We start from the raw sequence: 17,456 nt of genomic DNA, 5'->3' as shown, positions 1-17,456 counted from the left end.
AAGGCCTACCAGAAACAGGTGAAGGCAAACGCGGTTGCGCTGGCGGACCAGCTGATCAAGGGCGGCCTGGACATCGTGACCGGCGGCACCGACACCCACGTGATGCTGGTGGACCTGCGCCCCAAGGGCGTGACCGGCAACATCGCCGACAAGGCGCTGGGCCGTGCCCACATCACCACCAACAAGAACGGCATCCCGTTCGACCCGGAAAAGCCGACCGTGACCTCGGGCCTGCGCCTCGGCACCCCTGCCGGCACCACCCGCGGCTTCGGCGAGGCGGAGTTCCGCCAGATCGCCGACCTGATCATCGAGGTGATCGACGGGCTGGCAGCGAACGGTGAAGAGGGCAACGCGGATGTGGAAGCGTCCGTCCGCGCTAAGGTCGCCGGCCTCTGCGCCAAGTTCCCGCTCTATCCGAACCTGTAAGCCCATCCGGGATTGCAAAGGAACCGCCGCGGCCCAGCAGCCGCGGCGGTTTTGTTTTGGAGCGGCAGGGAAAGCGCCCGCCTGGATAGGCGGGCGCGGTTTCATTCTCCGGGGCTGCTTCAGTAGTCCTGCTTGCTGTCCATCAGCGCGTCTTCCAGCAGCTTTTCATTGCGGGCTTCCTCGATCTTGCGGATGCGGTCCTCGCTGGAGCGGTGGTCGAAACGGTATTTCACCACGTTGATCAGGCTGAGCGTCAGCAGCAGGACTGCCATCCCCCAATAGCCCTTGGTCGCCAGCGGCACGTCAGTCGAGAGCCACAGGGAAATCCCCAGCATCGCATAGGCAATGGCGACGCCAACGGAGTTCAGCAGAATGATCAGTTTGTTGTCGGTGTTGTCGGTATACATGGGTTTTCTCCTGTAAATTAAATAAGCTCAGGTTGGATCGGCCGGTCGGGCTGGATCCGCAGAAACAGTTCAGTCTTTCGCCTTGAGGCGGCTCAGCACATCTGCAGCGGTGCTGCGGCTGCGGGGGCCGAAGCCCGCGTCGGCCAGATCGTCGGCAATCGTGGTGTTGTTCAGCTCGCCGTCAATCTCGCGCAGGATCTCGCCCTGCTCGAAGGGGTCGTCGCGCTGCAGCACGTCGCGGATCAGCGCCTCGGCCTCTTCTGCCGGGCTGTCGCCGCCGGTGTGGCGGCGCAGGCGGCGCTGGAGGTCCTGCTCGCGCCGGGTGGCACGGGCGGCAATGGCGCCCTGCTTCAGATCGGTGATGCGGCGGCTGGCGGTTTCCACCGACTGGCGCAGCTGCAGGATCCGGGTATCGAGCCGGTCCAGGGTCTGGCGGCGCACCGCCAGTTCGTTCTCCATGTCAGCCACCGCCTGGGCAGCGCTTTGCGCCAGATCGTCGCGGCCGCCTTCCAGCGCCTCGCCGGCCCGGGCCATCAGGTCCCGGATGCGCTCCCCCAGGGTATCTACCTGGCGCTGTTCCGCCCGCTGGCGCTGGATCAGGCTGGCAAGCGTCAGCTTCGCCGCCTTCAGGTTGGCGTCCGCCTCGCGGATCTTCTGGGTGATCAGCTCGATCGAATAGGTCTCGCGCAGCTGCTCTTCCGCGCGGGCACTGGCGCCGGTGATCAGGGTCTTCAGAGTGTTGAACATCTTTTCCTCCGCAAACATGAACATTGTTCACGGGGACTCACTTAGCACCAATATGAACATCGTTCAAGAAAATTGTTGAACGATGTTCAGAACTCACTTCTTGCCGATTTGCTCCAGCACCTGGGCGATCATCTGTTCAATGCGCTCCGGCGGCACGCCGGAGATGCGCTGCTCCAGCCCCAGAAGCACGATGCCGTGCACCGCAGAGAACAACGCCCGCACCATCAGGGACGCCTCTCCCGCATCCTTGTCCGGGAACAGTTCCCCCACAGGCTGGGCGATATTGGCAAACAGGCTATCCAGAGCCTTCAGGTACCAGTCCGGCACCGCGTCCCCGGCGGCCATCCGAAGGTCGAACATCGCCCGCCACAGGTTGGTGTTCTCTACCGCGAAATGCAGGTAGGCGTTGCTCATCAGGATCAGGCGGCGGGTGGGCGATTCCGCCTCCCGGCCCGCAACCGAGGCCTCAACCGAGGCGCCCAGTTTCTGGAAGGTACGGCCGTTCACCGCCATGATGATCGCAGTCAGGTCGTCGAAAGCGTTATAGATCGCCCCGACCGCACAGCCCGCATCCTGCGCCAGGTCGCGGGCGCGCAGCGCCCCTGCCCCGTCCCGCGCGATACGGATCTCTGCCGCTTCCACCAGTCTCTGCCGCAGCGCGGCCTTGCGCGCCTCCACCTTGCCTGCCATGGCACCCTGCCTTTGTCTTGAACCGCGTTCAAAATACCGGCAGCAGCCGCGGCGTAAAGCAGGAAATCAGATCAGGCCGCGCCAGCGCAGCACCACCACCAGCAGGATCAGCACGCATAGGATGGAAAACGCTGCGCTGCCAAGGACGCCCAGCCAGAAGTCCTTGCGCCGCTCAGCCAGGTCAATCTTCTGCAAATGCGCCTTTACCTCGCGGGCGGCGCCGCGCAGCGGTTTCTCGTCGACCGTCATCCGCAGCTTGGGGTGCTCCAGCAGCGGCAGCGCGGCGGCGAGCTTCATGCCCTGTTTGTAGATCCGGCGCGGAATGCGGCGGCGGACGTGCTTCAGCGCGGCAGCAAGGTCGCCCGATGCGTGCTCGCGTTCCTTCAGGAGGCTGCGGATGTCCTCGATGTCCTGGTCCAGACTGGCGGCCATTCCGGCACTCTCCCCTCACTGCGCTGCCCGGCCACCCTAGCCCGCCGCCGGGCCTGCCTCAATGGGGGGTGGCAAGGCTCCGCCTGCGCGGCTATCAAGGCGGCATGCTGAACACGATCACTCATGGCTCTGCCACCGGAAACACCCCGCTCCTGATTGCCCACGGGCTTTACGGCTCAGCCCGCAACTGGGGCGTCATCGCCAAGCGCATGTCGGATGAGCGGCAGGTGGTTGCGGTGGACATGCGCAACCACGGCGACAGCCCGCGAAAGGACAGCCACACCTATCCAGAGCTGGCGGAGGACCTGGCCGGGGTGATCGCGGCCCACGGCGGACAGATGGATGTGATCGGCCATTCGATGGGCGGCAAGGCAGCGATGATGCTGGCGCTGAACCACCCTGATGCGGTTCGCAAGCTGGTGGTCGCCGACATCGCGCCGGTTGCCTATGGCCACACCCAGATCCAGTATATCCACGCCATGAAATCGCTGGATCTGGAGACTATCGAGCGCCGCCCCGAGGCCGCCGCAAAATTGGCCGAAGCCGGTGTGGAGCCTGCGCTGCAGAGCTTCTTCACCCAGTCGCTGGATTTGCCGAACAAGCGCTGGAAGCTGAACCTGGATACGCTGGCGGATCAGATGCCGAACATCATGTCGTTTCCGAAGACGGACTCTGCCTGGGACGGGCCTGCCCTGTTCCTGTCTGGATCGGAGTCGGATTACGTGCTGCCCGAGCACCGCGAGGAGATCCGCGCGCGCTTTCCAAATGCCCGTTTTGCCAAGCTGCCCGGCGCGGGCCATTGGCTGCACGCCGAGAAGCCGCGGGAGTTCGAGGCCGCCGCGCGGGTATTCCTGAACGCCTGACGCCCGTCAGGCGCCGCGGGCATAAAGCTGTTTCGCCACCAGCCATGCCACTGGCAGTGCCAGCACCGCCCCCGCTGCAGCGGCGCCTAGGATGGCCTGTGTGGTGACAAGCCCGGCCGCCAGCACTGCAATCACCCCGGCCCCTGCCAGGCTGCTGCCGATCAGCGAATAGAGGATGGATGCAAGGCGCAACATGGGCTTTCTCCTATGCCTTTGACTGCTTTGCGGTCAGGCATAGAGAATCGAGAATATGTACGCCTTGATCCTGATCAGTTTCCGAAACCCTCAATTCTAGCGAGTGTACATCTGCTTCTTGAAGGCCCGGGTCCGCTCTGTGGCTGCGGCGGAGCCATCGTGGTATGTGCCGAACCACTTGTCGAAGGGAATTTCGGAGGTGCCGTAGTTGCACTCGAAATAGCGGTGGTGCAGCTGGTGGAAGAAATCCCCTGCCTTGGCGGCCTCGGTCTCCTTGGCAATCACCCGCTCGAAGCCAGAGTGCGACAGAACCGGGCTGATCTGCTGGAACATCGCATGGAAGGCCAGATGCAGCGGGTGCGACGGCACGATCAGGTGGATGAAATAGGTGGTGAAGTAGAGCAGGTTTTCATACCAGTGGTTTGAAATCCCCGACCACGGCCCGATGTTGACGTTGCGGTGGTGCACCGCGTGCACGTGTTTATAGAGCCGCGGGTGATGCTCCAGCCGGTGCACCCAGTAGAAATGCAGGCCGGACCACATCGGGATGAACAGCATCCAGACCGCGCACCAGACTGGCGCTTCGGCGAAAGTCACAACCGGCACCCAGCCATTGGCCATCAGCCAGTAAATGCCCCATTGATAGGCTGTCGCCACGGTGATGGCGCTGCCGAGCGTCCACCAGATGTTGTCCCAGACCTGGTTTTTGAAGGTGAAGGTCCCGTTGCCGCGGGACAGGTCGCGCTTGTCGAACTTCTTCTGCATGCCCTGGCCCTTGCGCATGTAGAGCCACCAGTGGAGCCCCCCTGCAACCGTTGCCTGGGGCAGCAGGTTGGCGAGCCAGACCTGCAGCATCCAGCCAGGGCGGAATTCGGCCATCTCAGCAAGCGGCGGCAGCATCCAGGCGTAGATCGCCAGCGCCAGCAGGAAGCAGAGCGTCAGCGATGTGATCTCCATCCAGGCGCCGCGGTACCAGCGCAGGACCGCCGCCGGGCGCGGCGGCCAGCTGAACAGCGGGTTGAGCGGCACCGGCCCCTTGGGGTGGTAGTGCCAGCGTTCAGCTTCGCGGTCGCGTTCTGCGTTTTGCAAAGTTCCGTCCATTATGCCGCCTCCTCTGCTGGCGATCAGGTTGCGTAGTTCGCGCCCTCGTCGTCGAGGATCGCCTTCAGCTCCGCCAGGTGGCGTTCGGCCTGATCCGGGTAGTCGTCCAGTTCCTGCGCAGTTTTCTCGGCAATTTCATCGCTCAGCACCCGCAGCTTCTGGCCGGTTTGCAGGGCGCGGATGTAGGTCTCCGCGGCGCGCTCGAAGTAATAGAGCCGGTTGAAGGTATCCGCGACGCTGTCGCCGATCACCAGCACGCCGTGGTTGCCCATGATCATGGTTTTGACCTTGGGGTCGCTCAGCATCGAAGCGCAGCGGGCGCCCTCGTCCTCAAACGCCAGCCCGCCGAAATCGCCATCGACCACATAGCGGTTGTAGAAGGTGGCAGTGTTCTGGTCGATCGGCGGCAGGGTGCTGTCGGCGAGGCAGGCCAGCACGGTGGCGTGGATCGAATGCACATGCATCACGCAGCGCGCATGCGGACACAGCCGGTGGATCGAGCCGTGCAGGCCCCAGGCGGTCGGGTCCGGCGCGTCGGGGCGTTCCATCGTCTTGGGGTCGTTTGCATCCAGCAGCAAGAGGTCCGAGGCTTTCACCCGCGCGAAATGCACCTGGTTCGGGTTCATCAGAAACTGGGTGCCGTCCTCATTCACCGCCAGGCTGAAATGGTTGGCGACGCCCTCATGCATGTCCAGCCGCGCGGTCCAGCGGAAGGCGGCAGCCATATCCACGCGCTCCTGCCAATGGGTGAGGTTCGGGCTCAGCTCCGCTTGTTTGTTCATCTTGGGCCTCCAAATTCGCTTATCCTAGTGGTGCCAGCCGCAATTCCTGCTGACAAACGATTGATTCAACCGCTATGCATTAATTGTACTAATGCATAGGTCATACATCGATGCCTTCTTCCGGTCCGCCCTCCTCCTCCCTGCCCCCGCTCACCTGGCTGCGCGCCTTTGAAGCCAGCGCCCGGCACCTGTCGTTCACCCGCGCCGCGGCGGAGCTGAACCTGACGCAATCGGCAATCAGCCAGCATGTGCGCAGCCTGGAAAACTTCCTGGGCCGGGAGCTGTTCATCCGCAAAACCCGCGCGCTTGATCTGTCGGAGGCCGGGGCGAATTACATGCCAGTTGTACGCGAGGCCTTTGACCTGATTGCAGCCGGCACCCAGGCCTTTACCGGCGGCGACCAGGGGCGGCATCTGGTCTTGCAATGCAACATGGCATTCTCGGTGTTCTGGCTGTCACCGCGCCTGCCGCGGCTCTATGCGAAATACCCCTGGCTGGTGCTGAACATCGTGACGCCGATCTGGGATCCGGAGCGGCACGCCAGTTCCGCCGGGACCGAAATTCGCTTTGGCCGCCCGAATGACATGTCGGCGGCAGCGGTTCGGCTTACACGGGACCGGTTTTTTCCTGTCTGCGCGCCGGGCTATCAGGATGGCGAAATTGATTTCAGCACCGCAACGCTGCTGGATTGTGCCGGGGTGACAGGATCCTGGGGGGCGTGGTTCAAATCTCAGGATCTGCCGTTTGACCGAAATCATGAGATCAACCTGGCCTCCACTTACGTGATTGCCATGACAGCCGCCGTGAACGGGGCTGGGATCTCCATGTCCCATGAAACGCTGGCAGGCGGGCTGCTGGAGAGCGGGCAGCTGGTCCGGGCCAGCGATCACACGGCGGAGTTGCTGGAGAACTACTTCCTGATGCCGCCGCCGAGCCATGCCAGCACCCCGGCATCACGGGCGTTCCTGGAATGGCTGGAGGGGGAATTCCCGCCAGTTTAGACTGCCCTGCCTGGCGGCACGCCGGGTAGCGCCCGTCCGCCCCCTTGGGCGGGCGCTACGCTTCCGCCCGCGGACAGGCACTGCCCCCCAATGTGCCCGCCAACGCGAAACTATCAAATTTCTCCAACAAGTCCTGCCGAATGTTCGCAATACGCCCGCGGCTTGCGCCATTTGCCGCTTGCTGCTAAACGCGCGGCACCGGTCGCAGCCTACCCGGTCACCAAAACAAGGGTTCAAAAATGAAAACTATCGTTATCTGCTCGGGCGGGCTGGATTCCGTTTCGCTTGCCCATATGGTCGCTGAGGAACATCAGCTGACCCGTCTTGTCTCCTTCGACTACGGCCAGCGCCACAAGAAGGAACTCGACTATGCCGCCGCCGCCGCAAAACGGCTGGGCGTGCCGCATGACATCATCGACATGAGGGGCATCGGCGCCGCGCTTTCCGGCTCTGCCCTGACCGATGACATCGACGTGCCGGACGGCCATTACGAAGAAGAGACCATGAAGGTCACCGTGGTGCCGAACCGCAACGCGATCATGCTGACCATCGCTTATGGCATCGCTGCCGCAAACGGCGATGACGCGGTGGCGACCGCAGTGCATGGCGGCGACCATTTCATCTATCCGGACTGCCGTCCGGCCTTCACCGAGGCGTTTGATGCGATGCAGCGCGCAGCTCTCGATGGCTATGCCGACGTGAGTCTCTACACCCCGTTTGTGCACCGCACCAAGGGCGACATCGTCACCGCAGGTGCCAAGCACAACACCCCCTTTGCCGAGACCTGGTCCTGCTACAAGGGCGGCGACACGCATTGCGGGCGCTGCGGCACCTGCGTGGAACGGCGCGAAGCCTTCCATCTGGCAGGCATTGAGGACCCGACCGACTATGCCGACCCGGATTTCTGGAAAGCGGCGATTGCCGCCAAGGATGGCGCCTGATGTTCCGGATCACCAAGGAGTTCCATTTCTCCGCCTCCCACCAGCTGACCCATCTGCCGCCGGACCATCAATGCGCCCGGCTGCACGGCCACAATTATGTCGTGGTGGTTGAGCTGGCGGCGAAGGAGCTGAACAGCGACGGCTTCGTGCGCGACTATCACGAGCTGAAACCGCTGAAGGAATACATCGACTCGACCTTCGACCACCGGCACCTGAACGACGTGCTGGAGGGGTTTTCGACGGCGGAAAACATGGCGAAGCATTTCTATGACTGGTGCCACGCGCGCTGGCCGGAAGTGGCTGCGGTGAAGGTTTCCGAAACCCCCAAGACCTGGGCGGAATACCGGCCGGAGTTCCGGCCATGAGCCTGCGCATCGCGGAAATCTTTGGCCCCACCATCCAGGGCGAAGGCGCCCTGATCGGGGAGCCCACGGTGTTTGTGCGCGCGGGCGGTTGCGATTACCGCTGTTCGTGGTGCGACAGCATGCATGCGGTCGACAGCGCCTTTCGCCACGACTGGGCGGTGATGGCGCCCGAAGAAGTCATGGCTGAAGTGCGCCGCCTGTCCGGCGGCAAGCCGCTGACCGTGTCGATCTCCGGCGGCAACCCGGCGATCCAGGATTTCGCGCCGGTGATTGCCTACGGCAAGGCCGAGGGCTACCGCTTTGCCTGCGAGACCCAAGGATCGGTCAGCAAACCCTGGTTTGCAGATCTGGATACGCTGGTGCTCAGCCCCAAGCCGCCCTCCAGCGGCGAAACCGTGGACTGGAAAGCCTTTGACCAATGCCTGGAGGCAGCACAGGGCTGCGGACAGGTGGTCATGAAGATCGTGATTTTCGATGACAAGGACTACGCCTGGGCCAAGGCCGCGGCAGAGCGCCACCCGGAGCTGCCGCTGTACCTTCAGCCCGGCAACCCGGAGGTCGACCCGGAACAGCCCGTCGATCTGAACCAGGCCACCGAGCGCCTCTTGTGGCTGATTGAAAAAGTGACCGGCGACGGCTGGTTCACCCCCCGCGTCCTGCCCCAGTTGCATGTGCTGGTCTGGGGCAACAAGCGCGGCGTCTGAAGACAAGGAACCCTGATATGTCTGACAGCATCTACAGCAACCTGAAGCAGCTGGGCGGCGACACCATCGTGCCGCAAAGCCCGGAACAGGCGGAACTGGAGCGTGTCCAGAACCCGCAGGCCGACGTTGCCTACAACGTGCGCTTCACCGCGCCGGAATTCACCTCGCTCTGCCCGATGACCGGCCAGCCGGACTTTGCCCATCTGGTGATCGACTATGTGCCGGGCGAGTGGCTAGTGGAAAGCAAGTCGCTGAAGCTGTTCCTTACCTCCTTCCGTAACCACGGCGCCTTTCACGAAGATTGCACCGTCTCCATCGCCCGCCGCCTGGCGGACTTCCTGGAGCCGCAGTGGCTGCGCATCGGCGGCTACTGGTACCCGCGCGGCGGCATTCCGATCGACGTTTTCTGGCAGACCGGGCCGATGCCCGAAAGCGTCTGGATCCCGGATCAGGGCGTGCCCCCCTACCGCGGCCGCGGCTGACACAACCCTAAGGCCCCACCACATGCTTCAGCCCGGCAGCATAGCTGCCGGGCTTTTCTTTTTTAAAACAATCCATGAACCGCCTCCGCGCGTGCTTTGCGACGAATTTCAGCCACACCGGTAAAACAAACAATTTACCGCAAAAGTAGTTTTGAGTTTAGTGATCCTGCACTCCTTGGCTGAAACGGGAGGGTATCCGGGACATCCGGGTGAATAAAAAAGACGGGGAACCTGATGAACTCACTGGACTTGGGGAAAGCACTTTCGGGCTATCTGCACACGCTCGCACAGGCCGGGCTGCAGGTGGAAATGTTCACCGATTTTGAGAAGGTGCCCGAAACGGCCGCGGCCACCGGCCGCCAGTTTCAAATGCCGGGATTTGCCATCGAACGGGCCGACCATACATCGAACTCGGCCTTCTGGCTGTTTCTCAAGGAGGGCGACACTTACATCGGCGGCGCAGCTTTGCTGCTGCAGGACCTGGGGCGCGAAACCCTGGCGGACTACCTGATCCGCACATCACGCCACCAGTTCCCCAACGACGCCGGCGGCGGAGTGGAAAGCGTTGCCGAACCGCTGGCACGGGAGGTGAGCGGGCGGCTGGCTTATATCGGCGAGTTGAACTTCCTGCCCGGCCACCGCGGCAGGCGGGCCGAGCGCCTGGAGCCCTTCATGCGTATTCTCCAGGTTCTGGCGATCCAGAAATGGGATGTGGACTGGATCTACGCTTTCATCCCGGACCGCCACATGCAGGCCCGGCTGGATCTTGTCTACGGCTTCAGCCGTGCCATTCCGCGAGCGCAGAAATGGCGCGACCCGGAACCCGAAGTGCGCAGCAGCACCGAATGGTTTGTCGGCTCTTCCCGGCTGGAGATGGAGCACATGCTGCACAGCGACTTAGCCAAAGTTGATGTCCTGTGAGAAGTTGACCACCAGCAGCTTGCCACCGGGCAGATAGACCGGCGCTAGAACACGCCGGTACTGGCGGGTGAACCGCCGCCCGTTCAACAGCTTCACATCAATCGACGGGTGGGTAATTACCGGCTCGCCCCGGCTGATTGCCTCGCTATGGGCCATCACCAGGTCAGCGTTCAGCTTTTCGCTGAAGCCGTTCAGCGTGTTCCGCAGCTGACCGCTGTCGGATATTTCGAAACAAATGGAGGCCAAGCTGGCCGGGCCAGAGCGGATCGGCTGGATGCGGTTTTGTTCCGGGTCTGGCGGGTCGAACATGTCCACCTTGTGCTGCAGCCTGTCGAATCCTTCCAGACGGCCGCTGTTGGCATACCACCAGTCCAGAAAATCCTGCAGCGACACGTCGCAGCCGCGGTACTGGCGGGTCCGCGCTGCCGCCTGCATCCGGTCATTGAGGATCTCAAAGGCTTTCCGCTCCGATTCCCTGCCAGGATGGCCGGGCAGCAGCTCCAGCTCCGCGTTGTCTGACGAGAAATACTGGAACGACACCCCCAGCCCCCGCGCCAGGGCGTCCAGCGTGCTCCAGCCGATCTCGCGCTCATGCTTCAGCGCGCTGTTGAAGGTCCCGTAGGGAATGCCGCACTTCAGCGCCGCCTGCCGGTTGGACAGGTTCATATCCGCCAAGAGAGCTGCAATTTTTTCGTGGATCAGCGCCATATGCACAAAATCTTTTACATTCCGCGAAACATCTTGCATAAAACCACCGTTACAGCAACGCAATCCTGCCGTATCACTGCATGCCTCTCCGCAGGCCCTGGGCCCGTGAGACCGCCGAAACCGAAAGCAAGGCCAAGGAAATGCCCGGATACCGGCAGGTGTTGCAGATGTTTTGAGATGTGGTACGGGCGGCGGGACTCGAACCCGCATGGCCGAAGCCGAGGGATTTTAAGTCCCTTGTGTCTACCATTCCACCACGCCCGCGGTGTGCGCCAGCACACGGCGCGATGGCTGCAGGTCTAGCCTCCTGATTTCACGCGGACAATCAGTTTTCGGCAATCCTGCAAATTTTTCGCTTCAGGCGGGCAGCCCTACAACTCAACATCGCCGGCGCCGGGCGGTGCCAGCGGCCCGCCAGGGTCCGCCAAATAGCGTTCCGGCAGCCAGGGATTGAGCTTCAGCGCCTCTGCCAGCGCCTCCCGCGCCTCCTGAAGCCGGGACAGGCCGTAGAGCGACAATGCCCGCCCGCTCATCGCGGCGACATGGCGGGGCGACAGTTCCAGCGCCCGGTCCAGATCGCGCAGTGCGGCAGCGAAATCCCGGCGCAGGTAATGCACAAATGCGCGCTGGTTGTAACCCTCGGCATAGTCCGGGCAATAAGCGATCAACTGGTCGAAATCCGCCAGCGCGCCGAGGAAGTCGAAGGCGGAGCGCTTGGTCATGCCGCGGTCGAGGATGGCCTGGGCCTGCGCGTTTGGCGCATCAGCCCAATACTCCCACATGCGGTTGGCGATTTCCCGTGCCTGGGACTCGGTTTCCGCCTCCTGCACCTCGGTCAGCAGCGCCTCCAACGGTGTGCTGTGGTCGGGAGCGTCGGGGCATTCCGACGCCTGCACCGGAAAAACTGCTGCAGCAGCAAGAACCGCAGCACAACCGGCGAAGGAAAACGGGGCGCGAAGAAAGGCGAACAACATGCCCCATGCTCGCACAATTGCAATTTCAATCAAGTCAACTGGGCGTGCGCACTTGCCGAAAGCCCTACAGCGGCCCCAGCGCGCCGTCCTCCTTGACCGCCTGCATCGCCACATAGGTGGAGGTGGAGGCCACATGCGGCAGCGACGAAATCTTTTCCCCCAGCACCGCCCGGTAGTCGGTCATAGAACGGGTGCGCACCTTCAGGAGGTAGTCGAAATGCGAGGCCATCATGTGCGCCTGCTCGATCTCAGGCAGCCGCGCCACAGCGGCGTTGAACTTGGCCAGCGCCGCCTCGCGGGTGTCATCCAGCTTCACCTCGACAAAGGCCACATGGTCGAGCCCCAGGCGGATCGGGTCCACCAGGGCCCTGTAGCCGGTGATGATACCCTCCGCCTCCAGTCGCCTAAGCCGGGTCTGGGTCGGGGTTTTCGACAGCCCGATCCGCCGTGCGAGGTCGGCGATAGAGATGCGGCCATCCTCGCTCAGCACGTTCAGAATCGCCCGGTCGAAGCGGTCAAGGTCGATGGAGTTCATTTGGACTTCCCAAGGTTGCAATTTTGCGCATTTGACCTGCTGATACCACATCTTCAGGCGATTGTCCTTTTGGAAAGGGTGTATTCTTAACAAAAGCCCTGCACACCCTTTGTGGAGTTTCCTTCATGACCGCTCAAACCAAGCTGCGCTACCGGATCGACGCCGGCACCTATGCCGATCAAGCCGGGATGCGCGACCAGCTGGTGGCCCAGGCCGCCCTCACCGACGCAGACCGCGAAAAAATCTGCGCCAACGCCGCTGCGCTGGTGCGTGACATCCGCGGCCATTCTGCGCCGGGGCTGATGGAGGTGTTCCTGGCCGAATACGGCCTCTCCACCGATGAGGGCGTTGCGCTGATGTGCCTGGCCGAAGCGCTGCTGCGGGTGCCGGATGCCGACACCATCGACGCGCTGATCGAGGACAAGATCGCACCGTCCGACTGGGGCAAGCACCTGGGCAAGTCGACCTCCTCTCTGGTCAACGCCTCCACCTGGGCGCTGATGCTGACCGGCAAGGTTCTGGACGAGGAACGCAGCCCGATCGGCGCCCTGCGCGGTGCCATCAAGCGCCTGGGCGAGCCGGTGATCCGCACCGCTGTCAGCCGCGCGATGAAGGAAATGGGCCGCCAGTTCGTGCTGGGCGAAACCATCGAAAGCGCGATGAACCGCGCCGCCGGGATGGAGGCCAAGGGCTACACCTATTCCTACGACATGCTGGGCGAGGCTGCCCGCACAGAGGCCGACGCCTCGCGCTATCATCTGGCCTATTCCAAGGCGATTTCCGCCATTGCGGCTGCCTGCAACAGCGATGACATCCGCAAGAATCCCGGCATCTCGGTCAAGCTGTCCGCGCTGCACCCGCGCTATGAGCTGGCGCATGAGCACAGCGTGATGGAAGCGCTGGTGCCGCGCCTGAAGGCGCTGGCGCTGCTGGCGAAGGCGGCCAAGATGGGCCTCAACGTGGATGCCGAGGAAGCCGACCGCCTGTCGCTGTCGCTCGAGGTGATCGAGGCCGTGGTATCCGATCCGGCGCTGGCCGGCTGGGACGGCTTTGGCGTGGTGGTGCAGGCCTATGGGCCGCGCACCGGCCTGGCGATTGATGCCCTGCACGAAATGGCTGAGAAATACGACCGCCGCTTCATGGTGCGGCTGGTCAAGGGCGCCTATTGGGACACCGAGATCAAGCGTGCCCAGGTCGAGGGCGTCGACGGCTTCCCGGTCTTCACCTCCAAGCCGCTGACCGACGTCTCCTATATCTCCAACGCCCGCAAACTGCTGGGCATGACGGACCGGATCTACCCGCAGTTCGCCACCCACAACGCCCACACCGTCGCCGCCATCCTGCATATGGCCGAAGGGGTCGGCAACGAACGCTATGAGTTCCAGCGCCTGCATGGCATGGGCGAGACCCTGCACCAGATGGTGCTGGAGCAGAACAAGACCAACTGCCGGATCTACGCCCCCGTCGGCGCCCACCGCGACCTGCTGGCTTATCTGGTGCGCCGCCTGCTGGAAAACGGTGCCAACTCCTCCTTCGTGAACCAGATTGTCGACGACAACGTGCCGCCGGAGGTGGTGGCAGCCGATCCGTTTGCAGCCATTGCAGATGTGACCCGCAAGATCCCGACCGGGCCGGAGCTCTACGCGCCGGAGCGCCCCAACTCAAAAGGTTTCGACTTGGGCCACGCGCCGACGCTGGCAAAAATCGAAGAGGCCCGCGCGCCCTGGCGCAGCCACCAGTGGCAGGCTGCACCACTACTGGCGGGCGACGCCCAGCCGGAGGCCGCCAAGGATGTGACCAGCCCCACCGACCAGAGCGTGGTTGGCACCGTCGCCCAGTGCAGCCCCGAAGATATCGAACTGGCGCTGGCGCTAGCCGACCCGTGGGACGCCCCGGCAGATGAGCGCACTGCTGTGCTGAACAAAGCCGCCGACCTCTATGAGGAAAACTTCGGCGAGCTGTTTGCGATCCTCGCCCGCGAGGCAGGCAAGACCATCCCCGACGCAGTGGCCGAACTGCGCGAGGCGGTGGATTTCCTGCGCTACTATGCGGCCCGCATTCCCGATGCACCGCCTGCCGGCATCTTCTCCTGCATCTCGCCCTGGAACTTCCCGCTGGCGATCTTCACCGGCCAGGTCTCTGCCGCGCTGGCCGCTGGCAACGCAGTGCTGGCCAAACCCGCCGACCAGACGCCGCTGATTGCCCACCGCGCCGTGCAACTGATGCATGAGGCCGGGGTGCCGCGCAGCGCCCTGCAGCTGGTGCCGGGCCGCGGCAGCGTGGTCGGGGCCGCCATCACCTCCGATCCGCGGGTCAATGGCGTGGCCTTCACCGGCTCCACCGCCACCGCGATGCGCATCCGCAAGGCAATGGCCGACAACCTGCAGCCGGGCGCGCCGCTGATTGCGGAAACCGGCGGGCTGAACGCGATGATCGTCGACTCCACCGCACTGCCGGAACAGGCAGTGCAGGCGGTGATCGAAAGCGCCTTCCAGTCGGCCGGTCAGCGCTGCTCGGCGCTGCGCTGCCTTTATCTGCAGGACGACATTGCCGACAACGTGCTGAAGATGCTGAAAGGCGCGATGGACTGCCTGCAGCTGGATGATCCCTGGCACCTGTCCACCGACAGCGGCCCGGTGATCGACGAGGGCGCCCGCGCAGGCATCCTCGCCCATATCGACAAGGCCCGCGCCGAGGGCCGGGTGCTGAAGGAAATGCGCGCGCCGCAGGGCGGCACCTTTGTGGCGCCGACGATGATCGAGGTGCCCGGCATCAGCGCGCTTGAGGAGGAAATCTTCGGCCCGGTTCTGCACGTTGCGCGGTTCAAGTCGCAGCAGCTGGACCAGGTGATTTCCGACATCAACGCGACCGGCTATGGCCTCACCTTCGGCTTGCACACCCGCATCGACGACCGGGTGCAGCATGTCTGCGACCGGGTGCATGCGGGCAACATCTATGTGAACCGCAACCAGATCGGCGCCATTGTTGGCAGCCAGCCGTTCGGCGGCGAGGGCCTGTCGGGCACCGGCCCCAAGGCAGGCGGCCCGCTCTACCTCAGCCGTTTCTGCGCGCCGGACCGGCAGTCCAGCTCCGACGGCTGGGAGAGCAGCATCACCGACCTGAAGGCGCCGAGCGGCGTGCCCAGCCAGCCGGTCACCACCTCCCTGCCCGGCCCGACCGGGGAATCGAACCGCCTGACAGTCTCTGCCCGCCCGCCGCTGCTGTGCATGGGCCCGGGCGCCGAGGCTGCGGCGGCGCAGGCCAAAGAGGTCATCAGTCTCGGCGGCACAGCGATTGAGGCGCATGGTCTTCTGGACCTGAGCCAGCTTGAAAGCATCCAGGGCATCGCCGGCGTCCTGTGGTGGGGTGACGAAGCCACCGGCCGCGAGATCGAACAGAGCCTGGCACAGCGCGACGGCGCAATTGTGCCGCTGATCCCCGGCAAGCCGGACCGCGCCCGGGTGCTGGCGGAGCGGCACGTCTGCGTCGACACCACCGCCTCCGGCGGCAACGCGCAATTGCTGGGCGGCATGGCCTGAGCTTTCCGCGCTAAGCACTTGACGCTGGGCCGTTTCCGGCCCAGCGTTCCCCCATGTTCCCGATCCGCGACCACAACCCTTCCGGCCGCAGGCCCTATGTCGTCTACGCGCTGATTGCCGCAAATATCCTGGCCTATTTCTACTACACCGCCAGCTATGCCTCGCCCCGGGCGCTTGCCTATTTCTATGACGCCTATGCCGTTGTCCCGGCCGAGATCAGCCACGGCTACGGGTTCGAGACTCTGTTCACCTCCCTGTTCATCCACGGCGGGCTGATGCACCTGGGCGGCAACATGCTGTTCCTGTGGATCTTCGGCGACAACCTGGAAGAGGAGATGGGCCACCTGCCCTTCCTCCTGTTCTACCTGGCAAGCGGGTTCGGCGCCGGGCTGATCCATGTGCTGTCGGCGCCGGGGTCGATGGTGCCCACTGTCGGTGCCTCCGGCGCTATTGCCGGGGTGATGGGCGGCTACCTGCTGATGTACCCCAAGGCGCGCGTTGATATCCTGCTGGTGCTGATCATCTATTTCCGCATTTTCACCATCCCTGCCTTTGTGATGCTGGGCGTCTGGCTGGTGATGCAGTTCTTCGGTGGCCTCGGTTCTGACCCTAACCAAGGCGGCGTCGCCTACTGGGCCCATGCCGGCGGCTTTGCGGTTGGGCTGGTCCTGTGCCTGCCCCTGTGGCTGCGCCGCGGCGGCCCTGCGTTCTGGGACCGCACCCACGGCACCCCCCCGCATCCGGAGAACGAGTATGAATACTCCGCCAGCCGCATTCCAAAGCTCCCGCGCAAGAAACGCAATCCGGGACCTTGGGGGAAGTGAGGAGAAGAAACCACTGATTAGACAAACTAAGCTGGAAAACCATGAAATCGCTTCTTAGTCAGATTATTCCTGCTGGAAGAGACGTAGCTTACAATATGGATATTGTAAGCGTCTCAATGCCCAAGTCATCCGTGGGAGACTTTGAGATGCTTATCTCAACATGGCCGGACTATTGGAATTATCATGGGCCTAGGTCGTTGATTTCCATCACTGCTAGTGGCGCCCGATTGCTAGAGGACATCTCCGAAGAAGAAATCACGGGGTATGAGCTACGCAATCTAATGATTGATGAGCAGGCTCGATATGCAGAAATCTACGTGACCCTTAGGGTGGTAAAGCTGAGTTACGATCTGTTGGAAATCACCGAGAAGGGCTTCTTAAAAAAGTAGCTAGCTAGACCTTTTGCCAGGAGAATCCCCACTATGCCCCACCTGAAAGCCTCCTGCCACTGCGGCGCCGTTGAGATCGAGGCGGAATTTCCCGAGGGCCTCGCCTCTGCCGCGCGCTGCGATTGCTCCTTTTGCCGCCGCCGCGGGGCGGCTGCCGTGACGGCCCTGACCTCCAGTCTGAAGGTGCTGATAGGGGCGGAGAACCTCAGCCTCTACACCTGGGGCACCCATACGGCGAAGCACTACTTCTGCAAGACCTGCGGCATCTACACCCACCACCAGCGCCGGTCCGATCCCAAGGAATGCGGCGTCAACCTGGGCTGTATCGAGGGCGCCAATCCGCGGACTCACCCGGAGACCTACGGCGAGATCCCGTGGAATGACGGGGTGAACCATCCGTCGGATAAGTGATCCTGCCGACAGGCCGGGC

21 protein-coding genes, 1 tRNA gene and 1 pseudogene are annotated in these 17,456 nt (G+C 63.3%); 12 read left to right on the top strand and 11 right to left on the bottom strand.

Annotation, left to right across the window (positions count from 1 at the left end; genetic code table 11):
- Positions 1-426, top strand: a pseudogene (gene glyA / locus KUW17_RS10335) (serine hydroxymethyltransferase); the annotation flags it as partial.
- 119 nt (positions 427-545) lie between these two features.
- Here the strand turns inward: glyA and KUW17_RS10330 are convergent.
- The 4 genes from KUW17_RS10330 to KUW17_RS10315 form a co-directional block, all read right to left on the bottom strand.
- Entirely contained in the window at positions 546-833 is a 288-nt protein-coding gene (locus KUW17_RS10330; RefSeq protein WP_222478678.1) for a hypothetical protein, read from the bottom strand.
- Positions 834-902: 69 nt separating this feature from the next.
- Positions 903-1,580, bottom strand: coding sequence for a PspA/IM30 family protein (locus KUW17_RS10325; RefSeq protein WP_261397129.1), 678 nt, complete (start codon positions 1,578-1,580; stop codon positions 903-905).
- Positions 1,581-1,673: 93 nt separating this feature from the next.
- Positions 1,674-2,270, bottom strand: a complete 597-nt coding sequence (locus tag KUW17_RS10320; RefSeq protein WP_222478674.1) for a TetR/AcrR family transcriptional regulator — start codon at positions 2,268-2,270, stop codon at positions 1,674-1,676.
- A gap of 66 nt (positions 2,271-2,336) precedes the next feature.
- The gene (locus KUW17_RS10315; protein WP_222478672.1) at positions 2,337-2,702 is read right to left on the bottom strand and encodes a hypothetical protein; all 366 of its coding nucleotides are present in this window, start codon (positions 2,700-2,702) and stop codon (positions 2,337-2,339) included.
- Positions 2,703-2,806: 104 nt separating this feature from the next.
- Here KUW17_RS10315 and KUW17_RS10310 point away from each other — a divergent pair, with 104 nt between their 5' ends.
- Positions 2,807-3,565, top strand: a complete 759-nt coding sequence (locus tag KUW17_RS10310) for an alpha/beta fold hydrolase (protein ID WP_222478669.1) — start codon at positions 2,807-2,809, stop codon at positions 3,563-3,565.
- 6 nt (positions 3,566-3,571) lie between these two features.
- On the opposite strand, the gene KUW17_RS10305 is transcribed toward KUW17_RS10310, so the two are convergent.
- The 3 genes from KUW17_RS10305 to KUW17_RS10295 all read right to left on the bottom strand — a co-directional run bounded on the left by KUW17_RS10305 (position 3,572) and on the right by KUW17_RS10295 (position 5,643).
- On the bottom strand, positions 3,572-3,760 hold the full coding sequence (locus tag KUW17_RS10305; RefSeq protein WP_222478667.1) for a hypothetical protein: 189 nt from the start codon (positions 3,758-3,760) through the stop codon (positions 3,572-3,574).
- Between the two features lie 96 nt (positions 3,761-3,856).
- Complete coding sequence (locus tag KUW17_RS10300; RefSeq protein WP_222478665.1) at positions 3,857-4,861, bottom strand: sterol desaturase family protein; 1,005 nt, start codon at positions 4,859-4,861, stop codon at positions 3,857-3,859.
- A 23-nt stretch (positions 4,862-4,884) separates the two neighbouring features.
- Positions 4,885-5,643, bottom strand: coding sequence for a class II aldolase and adducin N-terminal domain-containing protein (locus KUW17_RS10295; RefSeq protein ID WP_222478663.1), 759 nt, complete (start codon positions 5,641-5,643; stop codon positions 4,885-4,887).
- 110 nt (positions 5,644-5,753) lie between these two features.
- On the opposite strand from KUW17_RS10295, the gene KUW17_RS10290 reads away from it, so the two are divergent.
- The 6 genes from KUW17_RS10290 to KUW17_RS10265 all read left to right on the top strand — a co-directional run bounded on the left by KUW17_RS10290 (position 5,754) and on the right by KUW17_RS10265 (position 10,057).
- Positions 5,754-6,644 carry a LysR family transcriptional regulator gene (locus tag KUW17_RS10290; protein ID WP_222478661.1) on the top strand — a complete coding sequence of 297 codons (891 nt, stop codon included), beginning with the start codon at positions 5,754-5,756 and terminating at the stop codon, positions 6,642-6,644.
- Positions 6,645-6,883: 239 nt separating this feature from the next.
- Positions 6,884-7,585 carry a 7-cyano-7-deazaguanine synthase QueC gene (gene queC, locus KUW17_RS10285; protein ID WP_222478659.1) on the top strand — a complete coding sequence of 234 codons (702 nt, stop codon included), beginning with the start codon at positions 6,884-6,886 and terminating at the stop codon, positions 7,583-7,585.
- Complete coding sequence (gene queD / locus KUW17_RS10280) at positions 7,585-7,950, top strand: 6-carboxytetrahydropterin synthase QueD (RefSeq protein ID WP_222478657.1); 366 nt, start codon at positions 7,585-7,587, stop codon at positions 7,948-7,950. Before queC ends, queD begins: the two co-directional genes overlap by 1 nt.
- Positions 7,947-8,654 carry a 7-carboxy-7-deazaguanine synthase QueE gene (gene queE, locus KUW17_RS10275; protein WP_222478655.1) on the top strand — a complete coding sequence of 236 codons (708 nt, stop codon included), beginning with the start codon at positions 7,947-7,949 and terminating at the stop codon, positions 8,652-8,654. The genes queD and queE overlap by 4 nt, the downstream gene beginning before the upstream one ends.
- A gap of 17 nt (positions 8,655-8,671) precedes the next feature.
- Complete coding sequence (gene queF / locus KUW17_RS10270) at positions 8,672-9,136, top strand: preQ(1) synthase (protein ID WP_222478653.1); 465 nt, start codon at positions 8,672-8,674, stop codon at positions 9,134-9,136.
- A gap of 234 nt (positions 9,137-9,370) precedes the next feature.
- On the top strand, positions 9,371-10,057 hold the full coding sequence (locus KUW17_RS10265) for a hypothetical protein (protein ID WP_222478650.1): 687 nt from the start codon (positions 9,371-9,373) through the stop codon (positions 10,055-10,057).
- Here the strand turns inward: KUW17_RS10265 and KUW17_RS10260 are convergent.
- From KUW17_RS10260 to KUW17_RS10245, 4 genes are all read right to left on the bottom strand, one after another.
- Entirely contained in the window at positions 10,034-10,765 is a 732-nt protein-coding gene (locus tag KUW17_RS10260; protein ID WP_222478648.1) for a helix-turn-helix domain-containing protein, read from the bottom strand. The genes KUW17_RS10265 and KUW17_RS10260 overlap by 24 nt on opposite strands.
- A 180-nt stretch (positions 10,766-10,945) precedes the next feature.
- Positions 10,946-11,029, bottom strand: a tRNA-Leu gene (locus KUW17_RS10255).
- A 107-nt stretch (positions 11,030-11,136) separates the two neighbouring features.
- Complete coding sequence (locus tag KUW17_RS10250; RefSeq protein ID WP_222478646.1) at positions 11,137-11,739, bottom strand: tetratricopeptide repeat protein; 603 nt, start codon at positions 11,737-11,739, stop codon at positions 11,137-11,139.
- Positions 11,740-11,803: 64 nt separating this feature from the next.
- Positions 11,804-12,274, bottom strand: a complete 471-nt coding sequence (locus KUW17_RS10245; protein WP_222478644.1) for an Lrp/AsnC family transcriptional regulator — start codon at positions 12,272-12,274, stop codon at positions 11,804-11,806.
- Between the two features lie 125 nt (positions 12,275-12,399).
- Between KUW17_RS10245 and putA the strand changes: the two genes are divergently transcribed.
- From putA to KUW17_RS10225, 4 genes are read left to right on the top strand one after another with little or no spacing between them, the layout of a single operon-like run.
- Positions 12,400-15,813, top strand: a complete 3,414-nt coding sequence (putA, locus tag KUW17_RS10240; RefSeq protein WP_222478642.1) for a bifunctional proline dehydrogenase/L-glutamate gamma-semialdehyde dehydrogenase PutA — start codon at positions 12,400-12,402, stop codon at positions 15,811-15,813.
- Between the two features lie 53 nt (positions 15,814-15,866).
- On the top strand, positions 15,867-16,637 hold the full coding sequence (locus tag KUW17_RS10235) for a rhomboid family intramembrane serine protease (RefSeq protein WP_222478640.1): 771 nt from the start codon (positions 15,867-15,869) through the stop codon (positions 16,635-16,637).
- 41 nt (positions 16,638-16,678) lie between these two features.
- The gene (locus KUW17_RS10230; protein ID WP_222478638.1) at positions 16,679-17,026 is read left to right on the top strand and encodes a hypothetical protein; all 348 of its coding nucleotides are present in this window, start codon (positions 16,679-16,681) and stop codon (positions 17,024-17,026) included.
- 33 nt (positions 17,027-17,059) lie between these two features.
- Positions 17,060-17,437: a GFA family protein gene (locus KUW17_RS10225; RefSeq protein ID WP_222478636.1), complete on the top strand. Its 378-nt coding sequence runs from the start codon at positions 17,060-17,062 to the stop codon at positions 17,435-17,437.
- The last annotated feature ends 19 nt before the right edge of the window (positions 17,438-17,456 follow it).

Source organism: Leisingera aquaemixtae, assembly GCF_019801145.1.
In the GTDB taxonomy this organism is placed as follows: domain Bacteria; phylum Pseudomonadota; class Alphaproteobacteria; order Rhodobacterales; family Rhodobacteraceae; genus Leisingera; species Leisingera aquaemixtae_A.
Note: the sequence above shows the minus strand (reverse complement) of the source record. Positions and strands in the feature narration are given on the sequence as shown.